This window comes from Shewanella sp. 10B (genome assembly GCF_023475885.1).
Taxonomy (GTDB): Bacteria; Pseudomonadota; Gammaproteobacteria; order Enterobacterales; family Shewanellaceae; genus Shewanella; species Shewanella mangrovisoli.
The window spans coordinates 322038-342846 of record NZ_JAMDJO010000001.1 but is presented as its reverse complement, the minus strand read 5'-3'; the positions used below and the strand labels follow the sequence as shown (position 1 = coordinate 342846).

At 46.2% G+C, this 20809-nt stretch carries 14 protein-coding genes; 8 read left to right on the top strand and 6 right to left on the bottom strand.

The features are described from left to right. Nucleotides 1–689: 689 nt before the first annotated feature. From M0415_RS01405 to M0415_RS01390, 4 genes are all read right to left on the bottom strand, one after another. Nucleotides 690–1661: a PstS family phosphate ABC transporter substrate-binding protein gene (locus M0415_RS01405; RefSeq protein WP_011623458.1), complete on the bottom strand. Its 972-nt coding sequence runs from the start codon at nucleotides 1659–1661 to the stop codon at nucleotides 690–692. A gap of 226 nt (nucleotides 1662–1887) precedes the next feature. After that, nucleotides 1888–3186: a phosphate regulon sensor histidine kinase PhoR gene (phoR, locus tag M0415_RS01400; protein ID WP_011717745.1), complete on the bottom strand. Its 1299-nt coding sequence runs from the start codon at nucleotides 3184–3186 to the stop codon at nucleotides 1888–1890. A gap of 80 nt (nucleotides 3187–3266) precedes the next feature. Continuing rightward, nucleotides 3267–3956, bottom strand: coding sequence for a phosphate regulon transcriptional regulator PhoB (phoB, locus tag M0415_RS01395; protein WP_011623460.1), 690 nt, complete (start codon nucleotides 3954–3956; stop codon nucleotides 3267–3269). A gap of 185 nt (nucleotides 3957–4141) precedes the next feature. Further along, complete coding sequence (locus M0415_RS01390) at nucleotides 4142–5086, bottom strand: porin (RefSeq protein WP_164717875.1); 945 nt, start codon at nucleotides 5084–5086, stop codon at nucleotides 4142–4144. Nucleotides 5087–5378: 292 nt separating this feature from the next. On the opposite strand from M0415_RS01390, the gene rdgC reads away from it, so the two are divergent. Beyond that, the gene (gene rdgC, locus M0415_RS01385; RefSeq protein ID WP_086902322.1) at nucleotides 5379–6293 is read left to right on the top strand and encodes a recombination-associated protein RdgC; all 915 of its coding nucleotides are present in this window, start codon (nucleotides 5379–5381) and stop codon (nucleotides 6291–6293) included. 204 nt (nucleotides 6294–6497) lie between these two features. Here the strand turns inward: rdgC and M0415_RS01380 are convergent, their stop codons facing one another. After that, entirely contained in the window at nucleotides 6498–8309 is a 1812-nt protein-coding gene (locus M0415_RS01380; protein ID WP_249555916.1) for a M61 family metallopeptidase, read from the bottom strand. 140 nt (nucleotides 8310–8449) lie between these two features. Between M0415_RS01380 and M0415_RS01375 the strand changes: the two genes are divergently transcribed. The 6 genes from M0415_RS01375 (at nucleotide 8450) to M0415_RS01350 (ending at nucleotide 16492) form a co-directional block, all read left to right on the top strand. Beyond that, a complete protein-coding gene (locus M0415_RS01375) occupies nucleotides 8450–10612 on the top strand; it encodes a tetratricopeptide repeat protein (protein ID WP_249555917.1) in 2163 nt (720 codons plus the stop codon). Nucleotides 10613–10761: 149 nt separating this feature from the next. Continuing rightward, the gene (locus M0415_RS01370; protein ID WP_011717750.1) at nucleotides 10762–12318 is read left to right on the top strand and encodes a GGDEF domain-containing protein; all 1557 of its coding nucleotides are present in this window, start codon (nucleotides 10762–10764) and stop codon (nucleotides 12316–12318) included. Nucleotides 12319–12374: 56 nt separating this feature from the next. After that, on the top strand, nucleotides 12375–13730 hold the full coding sequence (ppnN, locus tag M0415_RS01365) for a nucleotide 5'-monophosphate nucleosidase PpnN (RefSeq protein WP_249555918.1): 1356 nt from the start codon (nucleotides 12375–12377) through the stop codon (nucleotides 13728–13730). Nucleotides 13731–13744: 14 nt separating this feature from the next. Continuing rightward, complete coding sequence (gene xni, locus M0415_RS01360; protein ID WP_249555919.1) at nucleotides 13745–14527, top strand: flap endonuclease Xni; 783 nt, start codon at nucleotides 13745–13747, stop codon at nucleotides 14525–14527. Nucleotides 14528–14637: 110 nt separating this feature from the next. Beyond that, nucleotides 14638–15066: a DUF3192 domain-containing protein gene (locus M0415_RS01355; protein ID WP_011717753.1), complete on the top strand. Its 429-nt coding sequence runs from the start codon at nucleotides 14638–14640 to the stop codon at nucleotides 15064–15066. A gap of 817 nt (nucleotides 15067–15883) precedes the next feature. Further along, on the top strand, nucleotides 15884–16492 hold the full coding sequence (locus tag M0415_RS01350; protein ID WP_249555920.1) for a hypothetical protein: 609 nt from the start codon (nucleotides 15884–15886) through the stop codon (nucleotides 16490–16492). Between the two features lie 228 nt (nucleotides 16493–16720). Here the strand turns inward: M0415_RS01350 and M0415_RS01345 are convergent, their stop codons facing one another. Beyond that, entirely contained in the window at nucleotides 16721–19537 is a 2817-nt protein-coding gene (locus M0415_RS01345) for a S9 family peptidase (protein ID WP_249555921.1), read from the bottom strand. A gap of 254 nt (nucleotides 19538–19791) precedes the next feature. Here M0415_RS01345 and M0415_RS01340 point away from each other — a divergent pair, with 254 nt between their 5' ends. Then, on the top strand, nucleotides 19792–20802 hold the full coding sequence (locus M0415_RS01340; RefSeq protein WP_011717756.1) for an isocitrate dehydrogenase: 1011 nt from the start codon (nucleotides 19792–19794) through the stop codon (nucleotides 20800–20802). Nucleotides 20803–20809: the final 7 nt, after the last annotated feature.

Genomic DNA, 20809 nt, shown 5'->3' with positions numbered 1-20809 from the left:
CATCCGCATTTTGTAACAATGCTTGAGTCGATAGCTTGCAATAATCAACTTCAACTCACCATAAACAATAAAATTCACTTACTTTCAATGTATAAAGGAAAATATAAAAAATATTTTCAAATATTTTCTATTTTTGCTGAACTAATTTCGCGTCCTTGAGTCAGATATTATGAACCGAATCTTTGCAAGAGTTTCTTCGTTCATCATCATTCTCCTTTAGATGGTTTCTAGCGCGACCGTCCCCGGATTCCGAATTGGAATTTACAGCAACCTTATTAGGTTGCTTTTTTTATGTCCTTTTATACCAATCACATTAAATATCTAATCAGTTCAGAGCCTCACAGGCATCTCAATCCAAGGCGCATTGACGAGGAAATGGTTTCTCCCTTTTAAGTCAATGTAACACGGGAGTGAGATGCCAGTGAGGTTCCCGAAGGGCGGGGTTGAACATGCTTTATACTGCGTTTAAGGCTTTCGACAGAGCAGTCACTATGCCTTCAAGCCTTCGCCTTGTCTAAAGCCCATTTAACTCCCGCTGAATGAACAGATATTTAATACGATTGGTATTACAGTCGTCAGCGCCAGTCAGCAATCCCCCAAAAATGATAACCCCCTACTCAAGTTGTTGATTTAGGTCCCAAAAACAAAAAGGGTCTCCGAAGAGACCCTTAAGGTTTAGCGATTAAGAATTAGAGGCGAATGCCTAACTGTTCTAAATCTTTAGCAACTACGCTCTTAGGCAGAGTCACATAACCGTCTTTTTCTACCACTTGCTGACCTTGCTTAGACAGCACGTAACGGATGAATTCTTTTTCCATTGGTGCTAAGTCTTTGTTTGGTTGCTTGTTCACGTATACATATAAGTAACGTGATAATGGGTAAGTACCGTTAGCGGCGTTTTCTGCAGTCGCTTCGATAAACTCGTTACCTTTCTTCGCGATGGCAACGGCTTTCACGCCAGCAGTTTTGTAACCGATACCTGAGTAACCGATAGCGTTCAGTGATTGAGACACTGACTGAACCACAGAAGCAGAACCTGGTTGCTCGTTTACGTTGGCCTTGAAGTCACCTTTACACAGAGCGTGCTCTTTGAAGTAACCGTAAGTGCCTGATACTGAGTTACGACCGTACAATTGTACGTCTTTTGCTGACCAGTTACCGTCAAGACCTAAGTCGCCCCAACGTTGGATATCGCTGCTACCACACTTGTGAGTAGAAGAGAAAATACCGTCAACTTGTTCAACAGTTAAGCCTTTGATTGGGTTATCTTTGTGTACGAATACCGCTAAAGCGTCAATCGCAACACGAACTGCAGTTGGCTTGTAACCATAGTGTTTTTCGAAGGCTTCTTCTTCGTTAGGCTTCATTTTGCGGCTCATAGGGCCGAATTGTGAAGTACCTTCGGTTAAGGCTGGTGGCGCAGTAGAAGAGCCCGCAGCTTGAATTTGGATGTTTACGTTAGGGTACATCTGTTTAAATTCTTCAGCCCACAGAGTCATCATGTTGGCTAAAGTATCTGAACCTACAGACGAAAGGTTGCCTGATACACCACTTGCTTTCTCGTAAGTTGGCAGAGATTGATCAACAGATGCCATTGCAGTGGCAGAGAATACACCAGCGGCTGTGAGGGTCATCGCGCCGACAAGCTTTTTCAGTTTCATTATGTGCTCCAGTAATAAGCTAACTAATTTCTAACTTAAGTTTCTTCAGACGCAGCCAGTATCAATCGCTACAATGACAATTCTATGTCCAAGATGTGACACTTAGATGACAAAACACATTTTTCGCATTTTTTTGAAAAAAACCTCGCATTGTTAAAGTGTCAAAAGCAAAACAGGCCATAATGACCTGTTTTATATGTAAAAATAATATGCGTTTCTATGACAATTATTTTTTGCGTTCAATCAAATGGGATGGGATCACAAAACTAAAGGTACTGCCTTTACCCAATTCACTACTGATATTGAGCTCACTGTGGTGATGACTCAAAGCGTGTTTCACAATGGCTAAGCCAAGGCCACTACCACCGGTTTGCCTTGAGCGTGCACTGTCGACGCGATAAAAACGCTCGGTTAAGCGGCTAATATGCTGCGGTGCTATCCCCTCCCCCGTATCTGTCACACTAAAGAGGCCACCGGTTGCCACACTGCGCCATTGCACGGTAATTTTGCCGCCGGGCTCTGTGTAGCGAATCGCATTCGAAATCAAATTAGAACAAGCACTTCTAAGCTGCAGCTCATTGCCATGGGAGTTAAGTCCCGCCTCACAGTGGAAGCTTAGCTCGTACTTGTCCTGCGCCAGCGCCTTGGCCTCTTCCTTTAAGACTTCCATCAACTGCGCCATGTTTACGGTGTTCTCAAGGTTAATATCCGCCGCATCTTCGATGCGTGATAACACCAACAGTTGCTCCACCATCGACTGCATGCGCCGCGTCTGCTGCTGCATTAACGCTAAGGGCTTGGCGTTCATCGAACCGGGTTCCGCCATGCTTTGCATCATCTCTAAATAGCCCTGCAATACAGTGAGCGGGGTTTTCAGTTCGTGTGACACATTGGCGACAAATTCTTTACGCATGCCTTCGAGTTGCCTTATCCGTGTAATATCGCGGGCAATGAGCAATAACTGCCTATCGCCATAGGCCATAATACGGATTTCGAGCAGTCGTCTATCGGATACGGGCGATGCCAGCTCTAAGGGATCTTTGTATTTTCCGGCTTTGATATAGGCCGAAAAATCAGGGTGGCGGATCAAGTTATCGATGCGTTGACCATTATCCTGTGGCCAGACAAAGCCTAAAATCAGCTGAGCTAACTTATTACACCATAAGATATTGTGCTCAGAGTCGAGCACGACTGCCGCATCGGGCAAGGCCTCGGCCCCTTGGCGAAAACGTCCTAGCAAGGCGGCTAGTTGACCCACTCGACGACGATTTTTACCCTGTAGACGGTATATGCCGTTAAACACCCCTTCCCAACTACCACTGCCCTGGGGAGGCGTTAATTTTCTATCTCGCCATAACCAAAAATTGAGACGCGCTAACTGACGGTAATGCCAGAACACCAGTCCTAGCAATCCAATGATAAGTATCCAGAGGGGTTTCCCTACCAATAAACCAATCAGCAAACAAAGCAGTAAAAACACCGCTAAGCGCGAAAACAGCCGGTACCCTGAATAAGAGTCGAACATAAATAAACCCAGACATCAGGCTAAATAGGAGGAGCACAAGATAGCTTAAAAGCTAACCTGTGCCTATCTCTTATTTGGCACTAAATGCGTGTAGAGAAACGATAACCTGCACCACGAACCGTTTGAATAAGGCGATCATGGCCCGATTCTTCAACCGCTTTACGCAGGCGACGGATGTGTACATCCACGGTTCTGTCTTCTACATACACATTGGTTCCCCAAACGTTATCGAGCAGCTGTTCGCGGCTGTAAACACGTTCAGGGTGTGTCATAAAGAAGTGTAATAAACGGAATTCCGTTGGTCCCATATCGAGTACGGTATCGCCAACACTCACCCTGTGGCTCACGGGATCGAGTAACAATCCTTGTACATCGATGGTTTCTTCGAGGCGGGTCGGCGCGCTACGGCGCAACACAGCCTTGATACGCGCCACCAGCTCCTTGGGTGAGAAAGGTTTAGTGATATAGTCATCGGCGCCCACTTCGAGGCCCTTAACCTTATCTTCTTCTTCACCGCGAGCGGTTAACATAATAATGGGGATCTGACGGGTAAACTCATCCTGCTTGAGGCGTTTGGCCAATTGAATACCACTTCCACCAGGAAACATCCAATCCAACAAAATCAGATCGGGGTAAGGCTCCTTTAGCAGCGCAATGGCCGAATCAAAATCTTCCGCCGCAGAGGTTGTAAACCCATGCTGTTCCATTACAAAAGTCAGCATCTCGCGGATGGCTAACTCGTCTTCTACTATCAATATCCTTGCAGTCATAAGTGATTTTCTGTCAGTGAATGTCAACACGGCTATTATTAGTCATTTTTATTACAGATTTATGAATAAGCATGCCGCAAAAGCGATATTGTCGCGATAATTGTCATATTAAGTTTATATAACTGTTTGTTTATCGCAATAAAAAAGGAGGCCTAAGCCTCCTTAATTCAACCTTAATGCTGAGATTAGAACTTGTGTTCTAAACCAACACCGATGTATTTGTCATCGTCGTTAGACGCTTCCATAGAGCGGTTAGTATAGAAAGCAAACACTTTCGTTGGCTTACCTAAGCTGTAGTCCGCACCCACTGACCATGAATCACCTAAGTCTTCCATGTCTTGGTATTGAGCTTTTAAGGTCACTGCGTTGATATCATAAGCTGCGCTTAACAGGTAACCGTTCACGCTGTCAGTGTTAACAGGTAAAGCGTTTTTGTAAGTTTGTTCCTGTTGTTGGTACATACCACCTAAGGTTAAATCAGCGATTTTACCTTGTACCGATGCACGCAGGATTTCGTAACCTTTTACGTCAGAATCGTAAGCGATAGCAGCGTAGAAAGGTGATTTTTTCAGTTTAGCGTCACCGTACATAGCGGCTAAGCTGAAACCGTCTTGAGCTTGTTGGTCAGCATCGCCTTCAGCAGCATAAGTAGCACCGAATACGAAACCACCGATTGAAGGTGACAGGTAAGTTGCCGTTTGACCTAAACGGTTTTCACCTTTGAACAGGCTCTTTAAGTCACCTGATAAATCGTTGAACTGATCAACGTTACCTTGAGAGATCTTTAACAGAGTGTCGTTACGACCAACAGAGAAAGAACCAAATGCACCTTTTAAACCAACGAATTGGTTACGGGCTTTGAAGTTGTCGCTTGTTGCAGCGCCAGTATCAACTTCGTACTCAACTGTGTAGAACGCTTCCAGCGAGCTAGACAGTTCGAAATCACCCTTCACACCAAAACGAGAAGCATTACTTTGAATAGTTGTTGTAGAATCACCTTTCTCATCATTTGATTGAGCGGTAACGTTCAACTTACCATAAACAGTCAGTGGCTCAGCGGCATAAGCAGAAGCCAGAGTTGCAGAAGCTAGCGCAGAAGCAAGTAGAGTTTTACAAAAAACGTTCATCATTTAATCCTTTCGACGTTATGTTCGTCTTGGTTATTGGTTTGGAACGACCGAAAGTTTGCAATGAATCTGTTTCAGTTTTATTTCAATTGTGACAACTTGGGGCAGCCACCACGAAACCGCCTTCCACCTCAAAGATAAAATCGAGATACACCAAGGGTTACAGCCGGATTTTTTTCAATGTTACATTTTGATGAATTCTGCAACCAAGGCAAAATTTAACGATTTAAGGTAGGTTTACCCCGTTGCAACTATGCCGTAAACTGCGACTTTATTTTTCCAATGAGCGCATCTTATGTGGTTTAAAAATCTTACTCTTTACCGTTTCAATAAACCTTTTTCCATCGAAACAGAAGCACTTGAAACCGCACTCGCCGATTTCACATTCTCTCCGTGCGGCAGCCAAGACGTCAGCAAATTTGGGTTTTCCAATGCCTTAGGTAAACAGGGCAGCACCTTAGTGCACAGCGCCAACAATCGTCACCTTATCTGTGTAACGAAAGAAGAAAAAATTCTGCCTGGCCAAGTGATTAAAGAATCATTAGAAGAAAAAGTGGCGCAAATTGAAGACGAAGAAAATCGTAAACTCGCCAAAAAAGAAAAAGATGCGCTGAAAGATGAAATCATCACTAGCCTATTGCCACGCGCCTTTTCGCGTCGCAGCCAAACTCGCGCGCTGATTTTACCTGAGCTGGAAATGATCCTCGTTGACAGCTCTAGCGCCACTAAGGCCGAAGAATTATTAGCCTTATTACGTAAGGCCTTAGGCAGCTTGCCTGTGATCCCATTAAGCTTTAAAGCGCCAGTTGAATCCAACCTCACTCAATGGTTAAAGGATGGCAGCGCCCCCTTACCCTTTGAAATGCAAGATGAAGCCGAGTTGAAATCGGCCGCCGATGAGGGTGGTATCGTGCGCTTTAAGCAGCAAGATCTAAAAGAAGATGAAGTACTTGCCCACCTCGAAACCGGCAAAGAAGTACATAAGCTCGCCCTGCACTTTGGCCAATCGATTGCGCTACTGCTGCAATCCGATGCCAGCGTAAAACGTTTAAAATTCTCCGAAGAATTTAGAGCAGGGAATGATGAGCTAGGGAATGAAGATCCAATGGCGCGCCTCGATGCCGACTTTGCCTTAATGGGCAGTGAGTTAGTGGCGCTGATGCACGCACTGGTTTCGGCATTAGGTGGCCTTGAAGAGACTCAAGCTTAACGCTTAAGCGAGCTTATAAAACGCAGCCACGTTTAGCTAAAGCTCCAAACAAGTTTATGCTAAATCAAACAAATAATGTAAAAAGGCGCCGCAGTTGAACTTAGTTCACTGCGGCGCCTTTTTAGTCTCTATGACAGAAATAACACGTTGGCAGCGATTCGAGTGAACCAACCTCTATGGCCACTCACTCAAATCGCAAACGAACTAGCTTTTCGTCAGCAGTTCACCCTTATTATCGAACGGCCAATCAATACCGAGCCAAGCTTTGAAGAAGGCTTTTTGCTGCTTAGTCGCCTTCGCATCGCCTTTTAGCACTAGCTTACCGCTTTGTTTCTCACCTAAGGTTAAAGCGACTTGCTTGATTTTGTCGTTGTTAAATAAGGTGATTTCGACTTTATCACCCACTTTAAAGTCTTTAATGCGTTTATCAAAACCTTGTGCCGTGACCTTTAAGCCATTAATCGCGAGGATCTCATCTCCTGCGACAATACCGGCCTGCCAAGCGGGGCCATTACGCAAGACTTGAGAAAGCACTAAAGAGCCATGTTCGCTACTTAAAGTCATGCCAGTAAAAGGCTCAGCTTTGGAGTCTTTACCGTAGGACATCACTAATCCCACCTGAGACAACAGGCTTGAAAACTCAAGGCTCAGCGGACTATTGACATGGCTCTGCCACCACGGGCCGTAGTCCTTACCCGATAAGTCCTTCAGGATCTGCTTTACATCACTCACAGTGTAGCCCTTAGGCACGCGGTAATCCTGATAGAGTTTGCGGTGCACGTCTCGGTACGAGTGGGCGAGCTTCGAATCCGTCAGCAGGGAGAAATCCAGCGCCAGCGAAGCTAAATAACCTTCGGAGTAAATATTCACACTGTGGTTAATGGCATAATCGCCGCCCGTGCTACTCCACTCGCCTAAACTGGCCTCGGCAACGGATTGAATTTCGCGCCCAGGTGTCAGCTCACTCTTCTCGATGCGTTTGGCTAAATCTTCTAAAAATTCCTTAGGCGTCATCACACCTGCACGCAGCAATAACTGACCTTGGAAATAACTGGTAGAGCCCTCGGCAATCCACAACAGTTCGGTCATGTTTTCATGCTGATAATCGTAGGGGACCAAACCTGCCGGACGATAGGCTTTAACGTTCCAGGTATGAATGAACTCATGGGACGCCGTGCTAATAAAGCGTAGGTAATCCTTACGCTCACGAAAACTAAAGCGCGGCAGTTGAATAACCGTTGAGTTTAAGTGTTCGGTCGCGCCGCCCGCACCACTGGTGGCATGCACCATATACACATAACGCTCAAAGGGATAACCATCCCAAATCGCCTTGGCTTGGCCACTCAATGCGGTTAAGTCTTTCACCACCTTATCGGCATCGTAGTTGCCTTCGCCCCAAAACACGAGTTCATAGTCTTTGTCGTTGGCGCTGAATTGCTTGTGGAGACTCACTCCCGTTTCGATGGGGGAATCAATCAGCACATCATAATTAGGCGCCACAAAGGAGTGCGCCGCATTACCTGACGACATACCCGAATAACTTTGCCAGTTCTCGGGAACCGTTAACTGCACGGCCACTGGGTCTGCCCGAAATTGCGGGCTATACATAAATACGCCACTGGCATCGAGATAAGCATGGCTCGCATCGATATGGCGTACTCGTTGACCTAATTCATTGGCGAAAAGTTGATAACTCACTGTCACACTGGCGGGTTTATCGAGGGCTATTTGCCACTCGCCACTGGCGCTACGTTTCCATGGAAGACTGTTGCCTTGACTGTCTTTCGCGGTAAATAAACGCACACCATCGGATAGGGATAACACTTGATATTTACCCGTACGCCACACGGGAAGATTAACCGTCAACTCACCCGCTTTAGCTTCGGGAAAAGTCACACTCACCTGCGCAAGGTGATGTTCTGGTTGGCTTAAATCAATTTTATAATCTACATCGGCTAAAACAGTTGTCGAACCTAATGCACTTAATATCAAAACAGATAATCTACTGGGTTTCACTCTGACTTCCTTCCGTCTTCTGTTATTATGCTTCTTATATTTTTTCCAAGTATAACAAGTCGATGTAGCATCCTCATTAGGCGCTAACAAAAGCTAACAAAATAAGTTCCTTGACTTAGGGAATATAGGGCCACCTACACATGCGTAAATTCATTGTTATTTTCGTGACCTTGTTGATGTCTATTTCGTTTCAAACAAAGGCTGCCGATCTCGAAGCCGAAGAAATAGAATTGCGTGAAACGCCACAGAAGATGTACGACAGGCTCAATCAATCCCTTTCTTTTCCTATTGCCTTTAAGACCCGCGAACAGTTTGAACGTGCCGCCCAAGAGCAGGGCTACAGCAGCGACGAATTCGAGCATATTTTGCAGCTACTGGCGCGATTGAATATGGAGCCGAATGTAAAATCTAAGGTCGGGTTTCAAGACGCTAATACCCTTATCGAATTGCTTGCAAGCATAGCGCAGACGCCGTTCGAACAAGCCACGGTCGCCATGTTAAAGGGCCGCTATATCGGCCGTACCGAACAAAAATACCAAGAAGCCATCGCCTTTTATAATGAGGCGCTGACACGGATTAACGACAGTTACGATGTCGAGTCCATGCTGCTCAAGCACACCATTCATGAACACTTAGGCGGTTTGCACCTCGTTATCCGTCAGGATGTGCCTGCCTTAATGCATTTTCATACCTATCGCGATATCGCCTACAAACTCAGGAACGATTATTTGATTGCGGCGGCCGAGTCAAAGCTCGGGCATTATTACAATAAAAATCAGCAGCTCACTAAGTCATTACAGCACTATAGCGAAGCGATTCGCCTGTCCAATCGCTCCAATTATCCTTCGATGAAGACCCATCTGCAGCTACAACTGGCGAAGGTCTATCGGGATTTAAAACAATGGGATGAAGCCTTAAAGAATGCCCATGAGGCCGCCGCAGGATTTAAAAAACTGGGCAACGACACTTATCTGTCAAGTTGCATGACAGTGATCGCCATGGTGTATGGCGAGCAAGGGGATTGGAACCGCGCCATTGATTACTATCTCAATGCCCAGCAGCTCGATGCTAAACGCGGTAACTACATCGCTCAAGGATTGAACTTCCATAATCTCGGTCAAGCCTATTCGCACTTAGATGACGAGGCAAACGCCCTCAAATACTTACTGATGGCGAACCAAATCTTTGTTGAAAAACAAAGTCATCACTATTTAGTGTATAACGAGCTGCTAATTGGCGAGATAGCCCAAGCGAAGGAAGATTGGCCGCTGATGATGAGCCATGCCGAAAACGCTTTGGCCCTAGCGACCGATTTAAAATTGCAAGATGAGCAAAAATCAGCCTTGACGCAAATCGCCCTGTCGGCGGAAAAACTTAACGATCAAGCCAAGGTAATAAGCACTCAAAAACGCATTATCGAATTAAGCCAAGCATCCGAGAATACCGCGCAGGACTCGTCGGTATCTTCCTCGGTACTGGCCGAACAGCAACTCAAACTTGAGCTCAGTATGCTACAGGGCAAACTGAACGATGCCGTTGAAACCACTAAAAATACCAACAAGTTACTCGCCTTGAGTGGCCTTATCGCCACGCTACTCTTAGTAGGGATAGTTATCCTATTAAATCAGCGCCGTAAAACAAGGCGCCAAAATGCAGCCTTACTCGCAGTAAGTTTGCAGGAGCCTTTTACTCAGCATCAAGGCTATGCCGCACTCTTAAAGGATCTGGCTCAGCCTCCTGCGAATGCGCCAACTACCGCCCTCGCCTTGATTGAATTTGGCGAACACGTCAATACCGATCTTAATCACGGCCAATACTTTGCTAATGCTATTACCCAACAATTGACTCACCATATAGGCAATAGTCTATTGATGCCCGTCTATGTGATCCGCCAAGGGCTATTTGCCGTAAGATTTACTGAGGCGGTAGAGCCGCAGCAAGTATTACACACGCTGCGTAGATACCTTGATGGCAAAGGCTTAAGCCATAGCTTTAACCTTGGCTTGATTAATTTGCCACTGCTAGCCAAAGCAGAAATTAAAATCGCCCCCAAGTTACTGTTCGAAACAGTGCAAATGGCATTGGCGGGTGCCCGAAGTTTACCGAATGATACCAGCCATTATGTGTGCCTAAGGGCCTTGGATTTTGTACCGCCAACACTCTTTGCAAACCCGCTATTCTTGCACTTGGAGAAAGGGATTGAGCGCGGCCTTATTCGAGTCGACACCGATGCTCCTAAGGAGCAGATTGCCTGGCCCTGCTGGGAAAACAACCAAGATAGACATTTATTGGAAAATATTTGATCAATATCGACTATTAATCACAAGGACATGGGCAAACCGATTTGCACTCCACTGCCGTTGTTATAACATTAGTAGCATATGAGTTAACTGCTAATCTAGACAGAGGACGTCATGCTTTTTAGCCCTGCTGAGTTAGGAAAATACTCCGGATGAAGGATTCCAACACGACAGTTTCACAACTGGCATTACTCCAACAGAAACTTCACTCTGCCAAGTTGGCACTCGATGAAGTCAATGAAGATAGAAATGCTAAGTTACAAACCTTACTCCAATTTATTGGCCATTTAAGTCTTGCCTGCAAAGGTCAGAATTTAGAACTGGATAATAAACTCGCCAAACTTCGCCATAACTTGAATACCTTTGAGCGAGTCGATGAAGCGTTGCCGGAATTAGTCGATGTTGAACGCCTATTAAAGGGTCAATACCACCATGTGATGGTACAACTTGAAGAGAGCCGTACAGGGCTTGCGCAAGTCATTCGCCAAATCCAACGGGTAAACTCAGCGCCAGATAAACTCAAAAAAGAAGTTAATTACTTTAAGCAGGATCTCGCCAAACCTTTCCATACGGTGTGGGAATATATTCCTAAAGTAAAACAAATAATTGGTTTCTATGACACCATTTTGCAGCAGCAATTTGAAGAAGCCGAAAAACTCGATGTGTTGCCTAAACACAGGCAGCTCGCCCACGAATTGGCGCAGATGATCTCGGAAATTGAGTTCCGTAAAGATCAACGCGACCAAGTGCTGGTTATTAAAGAGCTACTGGCTTCGGAAGTCGAAATCGACACCCTGCTCGAAGCCTATCAAACGATTTTATCCCTGCTGCTCGATAATATCGCCCGCGAAAAGTCAGCCTCGCAAGAATTTTTATACGCACTAAACGATGCCTTAGCCGCGGTGCGTGAAGTGGTGAGTGAATCCTACAATCACAATCAGCGCAGCTTCCAACTGAAGACTCAGTTGAATCGGGAAATTAATTCGCGCGTGGATAACGTAGGTGAAGCCATTATCGACACCGACGATATTGTCGATCTTAAAGCACAATTAACCGAACAGCTTAGCTCGATTCGTTCCGCCCTCGCCCGTAAAGAAGCATTAGAGCAGCGTGAGCAGGCCCTGCTGCGCAAATCAATGGAGACCATGCGCAAAGAGCTGAATGAGCTCAGTAGCGAAGCGAATACCTATAAAGAACGGCTATTCGAGCAACAAAAACTCAATCTATTGGATAGCTTAACTCAACTGCCTAACCGCGCCGCCCTTGAAGAGCGCATGGAGCTTGAGTATCGCAATTATCAACGTCACAGAACACCGCTGTGGATTGCTGTAGCCGATATCGACCATTTCAAAAGCATCAACGACAGCTTTGGTCACAGCACGGGCGATAAAACCCTGCAGGTTATCGCCATGGCATTAAAGAATTCCCTAAGGGATACCGAGTTTGTTGCTCGCTACGGCGGCGAAGAGTTTGTGCTCATCCTGCCTGAAATTGACGGTGGCGATATTGCTCAACTTTTAAACAGAGTCCGTGAAAAAGTAAAAAATATTCCATTTAAATTTAAAAATCAGCGAATTACAGTTACAGTATCTATAGGGGCTGCGCAGGTTATGGGGAATGAGCTCATACATGAAACCTTCGAGCGCGCCGATGCAGCACTCTACAAAGCAAAACATGAAAGCAGAGACAGGGTTGTGATTGACGTATAACAAAGTCAGCCTATACGTCGCCTCTTATCACTCCTGTCGAGACGAAGGAGTGATAAATGATAGTAAAAGTCAGCCCAAAGGGCAGCATGGATCAGCTTTCACAACTCGAAGTTGATCGCCTCAAAAAAAGCGCCAAGAGCGCCCTATATCAACTGTATCGTAACTGCTCACTCGCCGTACTCGCAGCAGGCCTTAAGACCGACAATTCTAAAGCACTTTTCGAGCAATATCAGAACTTCGATATCAATGTGTTGCAACGTGAACGCGGGGTTAAGCTAGAGCTTATCAATCCCCCAGAACAAGCCTTTGTCGATGGCCAAATTATCACCGGGATCCAAGAACACTTGTTTTCGGTGCTGCGGGATATCCTCTACATCAGCGACAAGTACGACACCCTTAAACATATCAATCTGACCAACGCCAGCCACATTACAAACGTAGTGTTCGATATTTTGCGTAACGCCCGCGCCATCGCACCGATGAAAGACCCCAATGTGGTCGTCTGTTGGGGCGGCCACAGTATTAATGCCGTCGAATACCAATACACCCGCGAGGTGGGTTATCAGCTCGGCCTAAGGGAACTCGATATTTGCACCGGCTGTGGCCCAGGCGCGATGGAAGGCCCAATGAAGGGCGCGGCCATTGGACATGCGAAACAGCGGATTAAAAATGCCCGCTATATTGGTCTTACTGAGCCGAGTATTATTGCCGCCGAGCCGCCTAACCAAATTGTGAACGAGCTGGTGATTTTGCCCGATATCGAAAAACGCCTCGAAGCCTTCGTGCGCTTAGGCCATGGCATTATTATCTTCCCCGGCGGCGCGGGTACCGCCGAAGAGCTACTGTATATTCTGGGGATTTTGCTCAATAAAGAAAATCAGGAAACCCCCTTCCCACTGGTACTGACGGGTCCCAGTGAGAGCGCGGATTATTTTATTAAAATTGATGAGTTTATTGCCGCCACCTTAGGAGCCGAGGCGCAGCAAAAATATCAAATCATCATAGACAATCCCGCCGAAGTCGCCCGAGTGATGAAGCAAGGCATGGAACAAGTGAAAAACCATCGCCGCGCCACCGGCGATGCCTATCAATATCAATGGGGACTGAAGATAGAACCCGAGTTCCAACTGCCGTTTATCCCTAGCCATGAGGTGATGGCTAACTTAGATTTACATTTTCAAGCTAATAAAGCGGAATTAGCCGCTAATTTACGCAAAGCGTTTTCGGGTATCGTGGCAGGTAATGTAAAATCAGACACCATCAAGCAGATTGAGCACTTAGGCCCCTTCCACATTAAAGGGGATCCACATTTAATGGAACTGATGGACAATTTGCTGGGGGCCTTTGTCGCCCAACATAGGATGAAACTGCCGGGAAGCGCTTATGTTCCCTGCTATCAAATAGTGAAGTAAAACAATAACCGCCAATGAATAAGTTTTTAATTATCGATGGTCTCAACTTAGTTCGCCGGATTTATGCGGCGATCCCAGATGAGAACGATATGGACAGTTTAACGGAGCGTGTGAGTGTCGCCTGCACTAAACTGCTGCGCATTCACCACCCTACCCATGTCGCTATCGTCTGGGATGGTGATGAGATCTCTTGGCGAAAACAGCTTTATCCCGATTATAAAAAGGGCCGTAAACCTATGCCCGAGCCTCTGGCAGCTGGCTTACCTGCACTGCAGGAACACCTCAAAAGCGTACCAATTCAATCGATTTATGCCGCCGCCGAAGCCGATGATGTTATCGCCACCCTTGCGATGAAAACCGCCAAAGCCCAAGGCGAAGCCGTTATCGTGTCCACCGATAAAGGCTTTAGCCAACTCAATCATCCGCGTATCAGTCAATGGGATCATTTTAATCAGCAATACCTCAACATCGCAGAGCTTGAACAAAAATTGGGCGTCGATCGTAGCCAATTTCTTGATTTAATGGCGCTGGCGGGTGATAGCGGTAATAAAATCCCCGGTATCGCAGGCATAGGCCCCAAATCGGCGGCGGAGTTGCTGCGAACCTTCAGAACCTTAGCTGCGCTGTTTTCTTCTCTGCCCAATCTCGGCGCCAAACAAGCCAAAAAGCTGGCCGAAGGACGAGATATGGCTCGCCTCAGTTATAAATTAGCCCAATTGCAAATCGATTTGCCCTTAAACATCAACCTCAAGGATTTTAGGGTCAATGGCCCCGCCAATACGCCGCAGCTCGATTAACGCACCTTGTTAACACTAAGTTGCAATAAAGCCGTTTACCTTAGGCCATCAAAGGCGTATTTTATTGACTTGCCAGATTGTACATTGGATATGCAAAGGAATTAGATTCAATGAAATCAAAAACTTCGGTCATTATTGGCAGTATATTTGCCGCGTATGTCGCCTTCGTCGCTGTTGTGGTGCTGGTATATGAGCCCACCCCAGATGAAATGGATTGGGAAGATAGACAAGTCTATAACAGCCAGAAATTAAATGAGTTAACCCTAGGACAGGACATTGCCACCGTAAAAACCCTCTTTGGCAAGGCCGATTTTACAGAAGCCAAATCCCTTAAAGATGGCCAACTACAAGTGCTCTTTTATCGTACTCACCATGAAAAATCCGATGGCGTGACCACCAAAGAAGAATGCACCCCACTGATTTTTAAAGACGATAAACTCGTGGCCTGGGGCGATGATACCTATAAACAATATCTCGAAGCTGGCACTGATATCGTAAGCCGCACAGCCAAAGAAGCCGAAAGCTCAAGCAAAAATTGATTTAGCTCTGATATCGCCATCATCCCTAAGCTAAATATCGTAAGCGTTTAAACAATATCCCCAAATGGCAATGTAATACCAATTCATTGCCATTGTTTCCCCCTATGACAAGCCACCGATTTATTTAACAAGAATCATCCCTACAGGGTCGACGGCGGCATCTGCAACAACTATCGCACGGCTACTTACCATGCAAGGTATACTGTCGTATTCGAGTTTAGATACTTTTGAGTGATTTTAGGCCAAGGTTAGTGTATCTCAACTCAACCGCTAACAAATAAAAACATTTGGAATCAATTAATTATATAAGCCTTGATTTTAGTTAATCGGTTTCGAAAACGAGGATGTGCGTTTTCAGGATGGTTTATTAAATGGAAAACTGATAAGTTCTTTATATACAAATAGTTAATTGTGTACTTTTACTGCTCTAACAAAGTAAACGTACACTAATCACATGTTAGGCCCCATGGAACACATCGACGTTGAATGGATACATAAGAACGCCGCTTACCCTGTACAACGGCTGCCGGTGCTTGATACCGCCGCGATGAGATCTGCAAACTTGAGTTCTTCCTCGATGGCAAGCTAGGCTTTGCAGCACATGAATTATCCCTGCTCCAAGCTTGGCAGTGCTGAGGTACCCTCTTTTGGAGAGCAACCCATCTCTTGAGTTCAATGGCGCGAGCATTAGCGCTCGGGACGTCGAGAGACTCTTGTCTGCCCATTCTCCAGCTGGGGCCTAATAACTCATTCAAGCCGAAGCCGTTTAGTGGCTCGGCGTTATTCAAGCGTAATTTATACAACGGAAGTAATTAATATGATTAACCTATTGATAAATAAATCTGATTTAGCCGAAATGAGCGAAACCTCTTTTGGTGGAAAACCAGTTAAGAATAAAGGTGAAGATTTTCACTGGCCGACTTGTGCTTGCTGTAACCTTCCAATGCAATTTTTGGCGAAAATCTCGGTTGAAGAAGAATTACATCAAATTTTTATGTGCCAAAACGATCCTGGAATGTGCGACGATTCGGATGCTGATGGCGGCGGCAACGCTGTAATAGTAATAAAACCATTTGACCTTGAATTTGTCCTAGTCCCATCTGAAGGCAAAACGCTTCGAGATACAGCGCACTCAGCTCAGGTAGTATCGGTCGATGGAGATGACTACGAAGCAGCAAGAAGGGAATGGGCGGAAGAAAATGGCGTTAGCCCTCGAGAGGTATTAGGCCAAATTTCCGGTGAACCCGCATGGATTCAAGGTGATGAAACACCCAATTGCACTGCGTGTAATGAACCAATGGAATTTGTCGCTCAACTAGAACAAGGACCAAACTGGGAAACAGAAATGAATTTTGGCGGCGGAGGGGTGGCGTATTCGTTCGTCTGTCGCTGTAATGGTTCTGCAAGTTTTTTATGGCAGTGCTAATACCAACAAATAACAAGTCAAAACACATAGGGCTTGGTAAAGCTGTGATCTTTTGGGCTCCAACAAGTCACAAACTAAAACCAACGAGTGCTTAAGGCGTTACTCAACAGATATCTTAATCCGAAAGCAACTTACTAGAGTAAAAAATCGCTCGCCTATGTCCTTTCTTTCCATAAAAAACGCCACCTTATGGTGGCGTTTGCTTATGAATAAACCTAAAACAGAGGATTACTCATCATCGGCTTTATATTCGACATAGGCTTCGCCTTGGCTTAACCAAGTTGGCGCAGGTTTACCTTTAAGATAATGGTCGAAATATTCCATCATGCGAATGCTGTAATCGAGCTTATTGGGGTATTTCTTCAGATGATGGGGTTCATCTTCATATTGTAAAAACACCACATCTTTACCCGCACGGCGCATCGCCAAGTACATTTCAACACCCTGCTCCCAAGGCACCGCATCGTCTTTATCGCCAAACATGATCATCAGCGGCGTTTGAATGCGATCGGCATAGAAGACTGGCGAGTTCTCGATATACTTTTGCGGCGCAGCGAAGAGGCTTTCACCTATGCGGCTTTGGCCCGTTTCGTATTGGAATTGGCGCGCAAGCCCAGTGCCATGGCGAATTCCGCTGTAGGCGCTGGTCATGTTGGCGACAGGGGCACCAGCCACCGCAGCTTTAAACATCTTTGTTTGAGTAATGGCAAACGCAGTTTGATAACCACTCCAAGAATGTCCTTGTAAGCCAATGGCGTTAGCATCGGCAACGCCCATGTCGATAAGCTTTTGCACGCCCGAGGTCAGCGCTTGAACCGAACTGGCGCCGGGATAACCGATCTCGAAACGAATATCCGGCAAGAATACCGCATAACCGTTATTCACATACCAAGCGAAGTTTGGTCGGTGGTTGACCTTCATTTGCGGGAAGGCATGCAGTCTGTCGGTCATAAAGCGATAGTAGTAAACCAGCACAGGATAACGCTCGCCCGCTTGATAGTTAGTAGGCTTAATCAACACGCCATCGAGCGGCTTGCCATCACCATTGGTCCAATGCACTAATTCGGCTTGGCTCCAATTAAAGGCTTGGCGTTGCTTATCTAAATCGGTTTGCTTAACCGCGTTTTGTGGGGTCAGATAGCTTGCGGTATACAGGTCAGGGAACAGATCGAAGCGCTCCTTAGAGAACACTAAGGTATCCGCATCTTTACTGCGCCCAAGCACAGTTAGCTTATACTCGCCTTCCATCAAGGTCTTAACGCCCGCTTCGCCTAAGGTCGCTTGATAAAAACCATCGGCCTTAGTCTTGTCGCTGTAACCATGCAGCAGCACAGTGGCGTTGTAGGCCAATGTGGTTGGCTCATCGGGATTATCGACTAAGCCTTCAACACGATATTGAATTTTTTGAGCGCGCCCCTGCCCCGCGGTTAAGGCAAATCCGCTTTTCGATGCGGTATTAAACTGCCATACATCGTATTTGTCGTAGACGAGGAAGCCTGCATCATCCTTCAGCCAAGGGCCAAAACCATAACCCGGCGCATTGGAAGGGTAATCATGGTCTTCATCGGCAAAACTCACCTTTAAAGACTTGGTCAGATTGGTGCGACGACCTTCGGCAATATCGTATAAATACACATTACCTTGCTGATAATAGGCTACATATTTGCCGTCGCCCGATAAGCTCAGCTCAGCATCGCTTGGTTGTTGGGTTAACAGCGGCAACTTGCGCCCGGTGTTGATATCCACCAAGTAATAGTCTTGATAAAAACCCGCCCAAGTGATCATCTTGCGATAGGGTAAGTCAGAGCTTGCCAGCATATAACGCTTGTGCTGTGACAGGGTCACATCTGGCACCGTTTTATCGCCAAGTTGCACTACATTATTTGAACCTAAATGCAGCACGGCTAAGTAAGTACGCTTTTGCTCTTTATCATATTGTTTGATTTCATGGGGTTTAATCCGCGGATCGTCCCCATGCCAGACCTTAAGCCCACGTTGACCTGTGACTATCTCTTTGTCGTAAAGGTCTTTTGCTTCTGCGATTTTCTTCAGGCTGAGCTGTTGGCTCACCTCGGGCACACGGCCAAAGAAGAGTCGCTCACTGTCTAGCGAGAAGCTTAAACTGGCGTAACGATTCAGCGTCCACTCTTTGGTGTTTGGCACAGGGCGAATTTTGCCCGAAGCGATATCGACTAGGCTTAGCTGATAACTGCGGCCATAGGGTAATTCACTCGCATCCCCTTGGGTAAAGGCCAGCCAGCGACCATTTTTCGACAGTGAAACCGCACCAATTTGTTGAGTTTGAGATTCAAATGCCGTTGATTTTTTGTAGTCTTTCAAATCAATCAGTTGCAGTTGATGTTGTTTCGCCTCGATATCATTGACCGCAACAGCCAAGCGACGACTGTCTTTATCGAAGTAATAGGCGGTCACATGCTCCAGATCCACCCGCTGCGATGGCGAAGACAAATTCACTAAACTCAAACGACGGCCTTGGTCGAACTTATCGACCTTCACCTTCTCGGCTTTGGGCTTATCATCGGCGCCTTCAGTTTTCTCTTTGGCGTCTTTCTTGGCCTCCTCGTCGGCTTCAAACCAAATGGCTAAATGTGCGCCATCGTCACTAAAGGCAAATTCCTTTACCCGTTCAAATTTGGTTTGCGTGCCAGTTTGGGTATCAAGCAGCACCATATCGGCTTTGAGCTTTTTCTTGGCTTTAGCATCACTGGTTTCGACTTTAAGCAAACTGGGTTTTACGGCCATCGCCACATAACGGCCAGTGTGACTCACGATAGGACCTGAGCCGCCTTCAATCTGAAAGTCTTTTCCTGTTTGCAGATTTTTAATTAAGCCATGGCTATCGCCACGATCCGGCGCCACCTCGACTGCCAGCACTTGACCATTGTCAGCGATAACGGGCTTTTCGAGGGACTCAAAATGCATAATGTCGGTCAGGGTAAGCGGTTTAGTGCTGGTTTCTGCATGGGCATTGGGCAGTATTCCGAGGGATAAAAGCACTAGCGATGTGATAGGTAATAACTTCAATGTCTTCCTCTTTTATGTAGTTGTTAGACTAAAGTAGACTTTTTTAACCATTGGTCCTCCATCATCGTTATAACCCAGTATTTTTACAAGTTATACCCGATAAAAAATCGTGATATTGCTCACTATTTCCTGTGAAGTTTGACCAAAGACGGTTAAAATAATGGGGAGAAAAAACACCAAATTCATAGTCATGTTACCCGGCTAATCCCGGGTCGGACAATTGCAGTAACGACGAACCGTGGAAGGACTTCTCCATGTCAAAAAGAACGATAACCGTAATTCCAGGTGATGGAATTGGCCCAAGTATTATTGATTCAGCCTTAAAAATTCTTGATAAAGCAGGTTGTGATTTTGAATATGAATTTGCCGATGCCGGCTTAACTGCTCTCGAGAAGCAGGGCGAACTACTTCCGCAGCGTACTTTAGAACTGATCGAAAAAAACCGCATCACCCTGAAAGGCCCGCTAACTACACCAGTAGGCGAAGGTTTCACCTCTATCAACGTGACATTACGTAAGAAATTCGGCCTGTACGCTAACGTGCGTCCAGTGTTGTCTTTCAAAGGCACTCAAGCCCGTTATGAAAACATTGATATCATCACAGTGCGTGAAAACACCGAAGGCATGTACTCTGGCCACGGTCAAAAAGTGTCTGAAGACGGCACCACTGCTGAAGCGACCAGTATCGTCACTCGCCAAGGCGCTGAGCAGATCGCAACATTCGCCTATGAACTGGCCCGCAAAGAAAACCGTAAGAAAGTCACTATCGTGCACAAAGCAAACATCATGAAGTCAACTTCAGGTCTGTTCCTGAAAGTGGCCCGTGAAGTGAGCCAACGCTACCCAGATATCAAAACCGAAGAAATGATCGTCGATGCAACTTGCATGAAGTTAGTGATGAACCCAGAAAACTTCGACGTCATAGTGACCACCAACCTGTTTGGTGACATTCTGTCGGATCTGTGTGCTGGTTTAGTCGGTGGTTTAGGTATGGCACCAGGCGCCAACATTGGCCGTGATGCAGCGATTTTCGAAGCGGTTCACGGTAGCGCGCCCGATATCGCAGGTAAAAACCTCGCGAACCCAACATCAGTGATCTTAGCCTCTATCCAAATGCTGGAATACTTAGGCATGGCCGATAAAGCCGATCTGATCCGTAAAGCCGTATCGGCAGTGATTGAAGAAGGCGACCGTACGACTCGCGATTTAGGCGGCACCCACGGTACGACTGACTTCACTCAAGCGGTACTTGACCGTCTGTCATAATCGCTTT

Bases quoted from the DNA above. Each gene is read 5' to 3' on its own strand.
- phoB (WP_011623460.1), bottom strand. From the start codon at position 3,956: ATGACTGCAAGGATATTGATAGTAGAAGACGAGTTAGCCATCCGCGAG.
- M0415_RS01405 (WP_011623458.1), bottom strand. From the start codon at position 1,661: ATGAAACTGAAAAAGCTTGTCGGCGCGATGACCCTCACAGCCGCTGGT.
- M0415_RS01350 (WP_249555920.1), top strand. From the start codon at position 15,884: ATGATTAACCTATTGATAAATAAATCTGATTTAGCCGAAATGAGCGAA.
- phoR (WP_011717745.1), bottom strand. From the start codon at position 3,186: ATGTTCGACTCTTATTCAGGGTACCGGCTGTTTTCGCGCTTAGCGGTG.
- ppnN (WP_249555918.1), top strand. From the start codon at position 12,375: ATGATAGTAAAAGTCAGCCCAAAGGGCAGCATGGATCAGCTTTCACAA.
- M0415_RS01370 (WP_011717750.1), top strand. From the start codon at position 10,762: ATGAAGGATTCCAACACGACAGTTTCACAACTGGCATTACTCCAACAG.
- xni (WP_249555919.1), top strand. From the start codon at position 13,745: ATGAATAAGTTTTTAATTATCGATGGTCTCAACTTAGTTCGCCGGATT.
- M0415_RS01375 (WP_249555917.1), top strand. From the start codon at position 8,450: ATGCGTAAATTCATTGTTATTTTCGTGACCTTGTTGATGTCTATTTCG.
- M0415_RS01390 (WP_164717875.1), bottom strand. From the start codon at position 5,086: ATGATGAACGTTTTTTGTAAAACTCTACTTGCTTCTGCGCTAGCTTCT.
- M0415_RS01340 (WP_011717756.1), top strand. From the start codon at position 19,792: ATGTCAAAAAGAACGATAACCGTAATTCCAGGTGATGGAATTGGCCCA.
- M0415_RS01355 (WP_011717753.1), top strand. From the start codon at position 14,638: ATGAAATCAAAAACTTCGGTCATTATTGGCAGTATATTTGCCGCGTAT.
- rdgC (WP_086902322.1), top strand. From the start codon at position 5,379: ATGTGGTTTAAAAATCTTACTCTTTACCGTTTCAATAAACCTTTTTCC.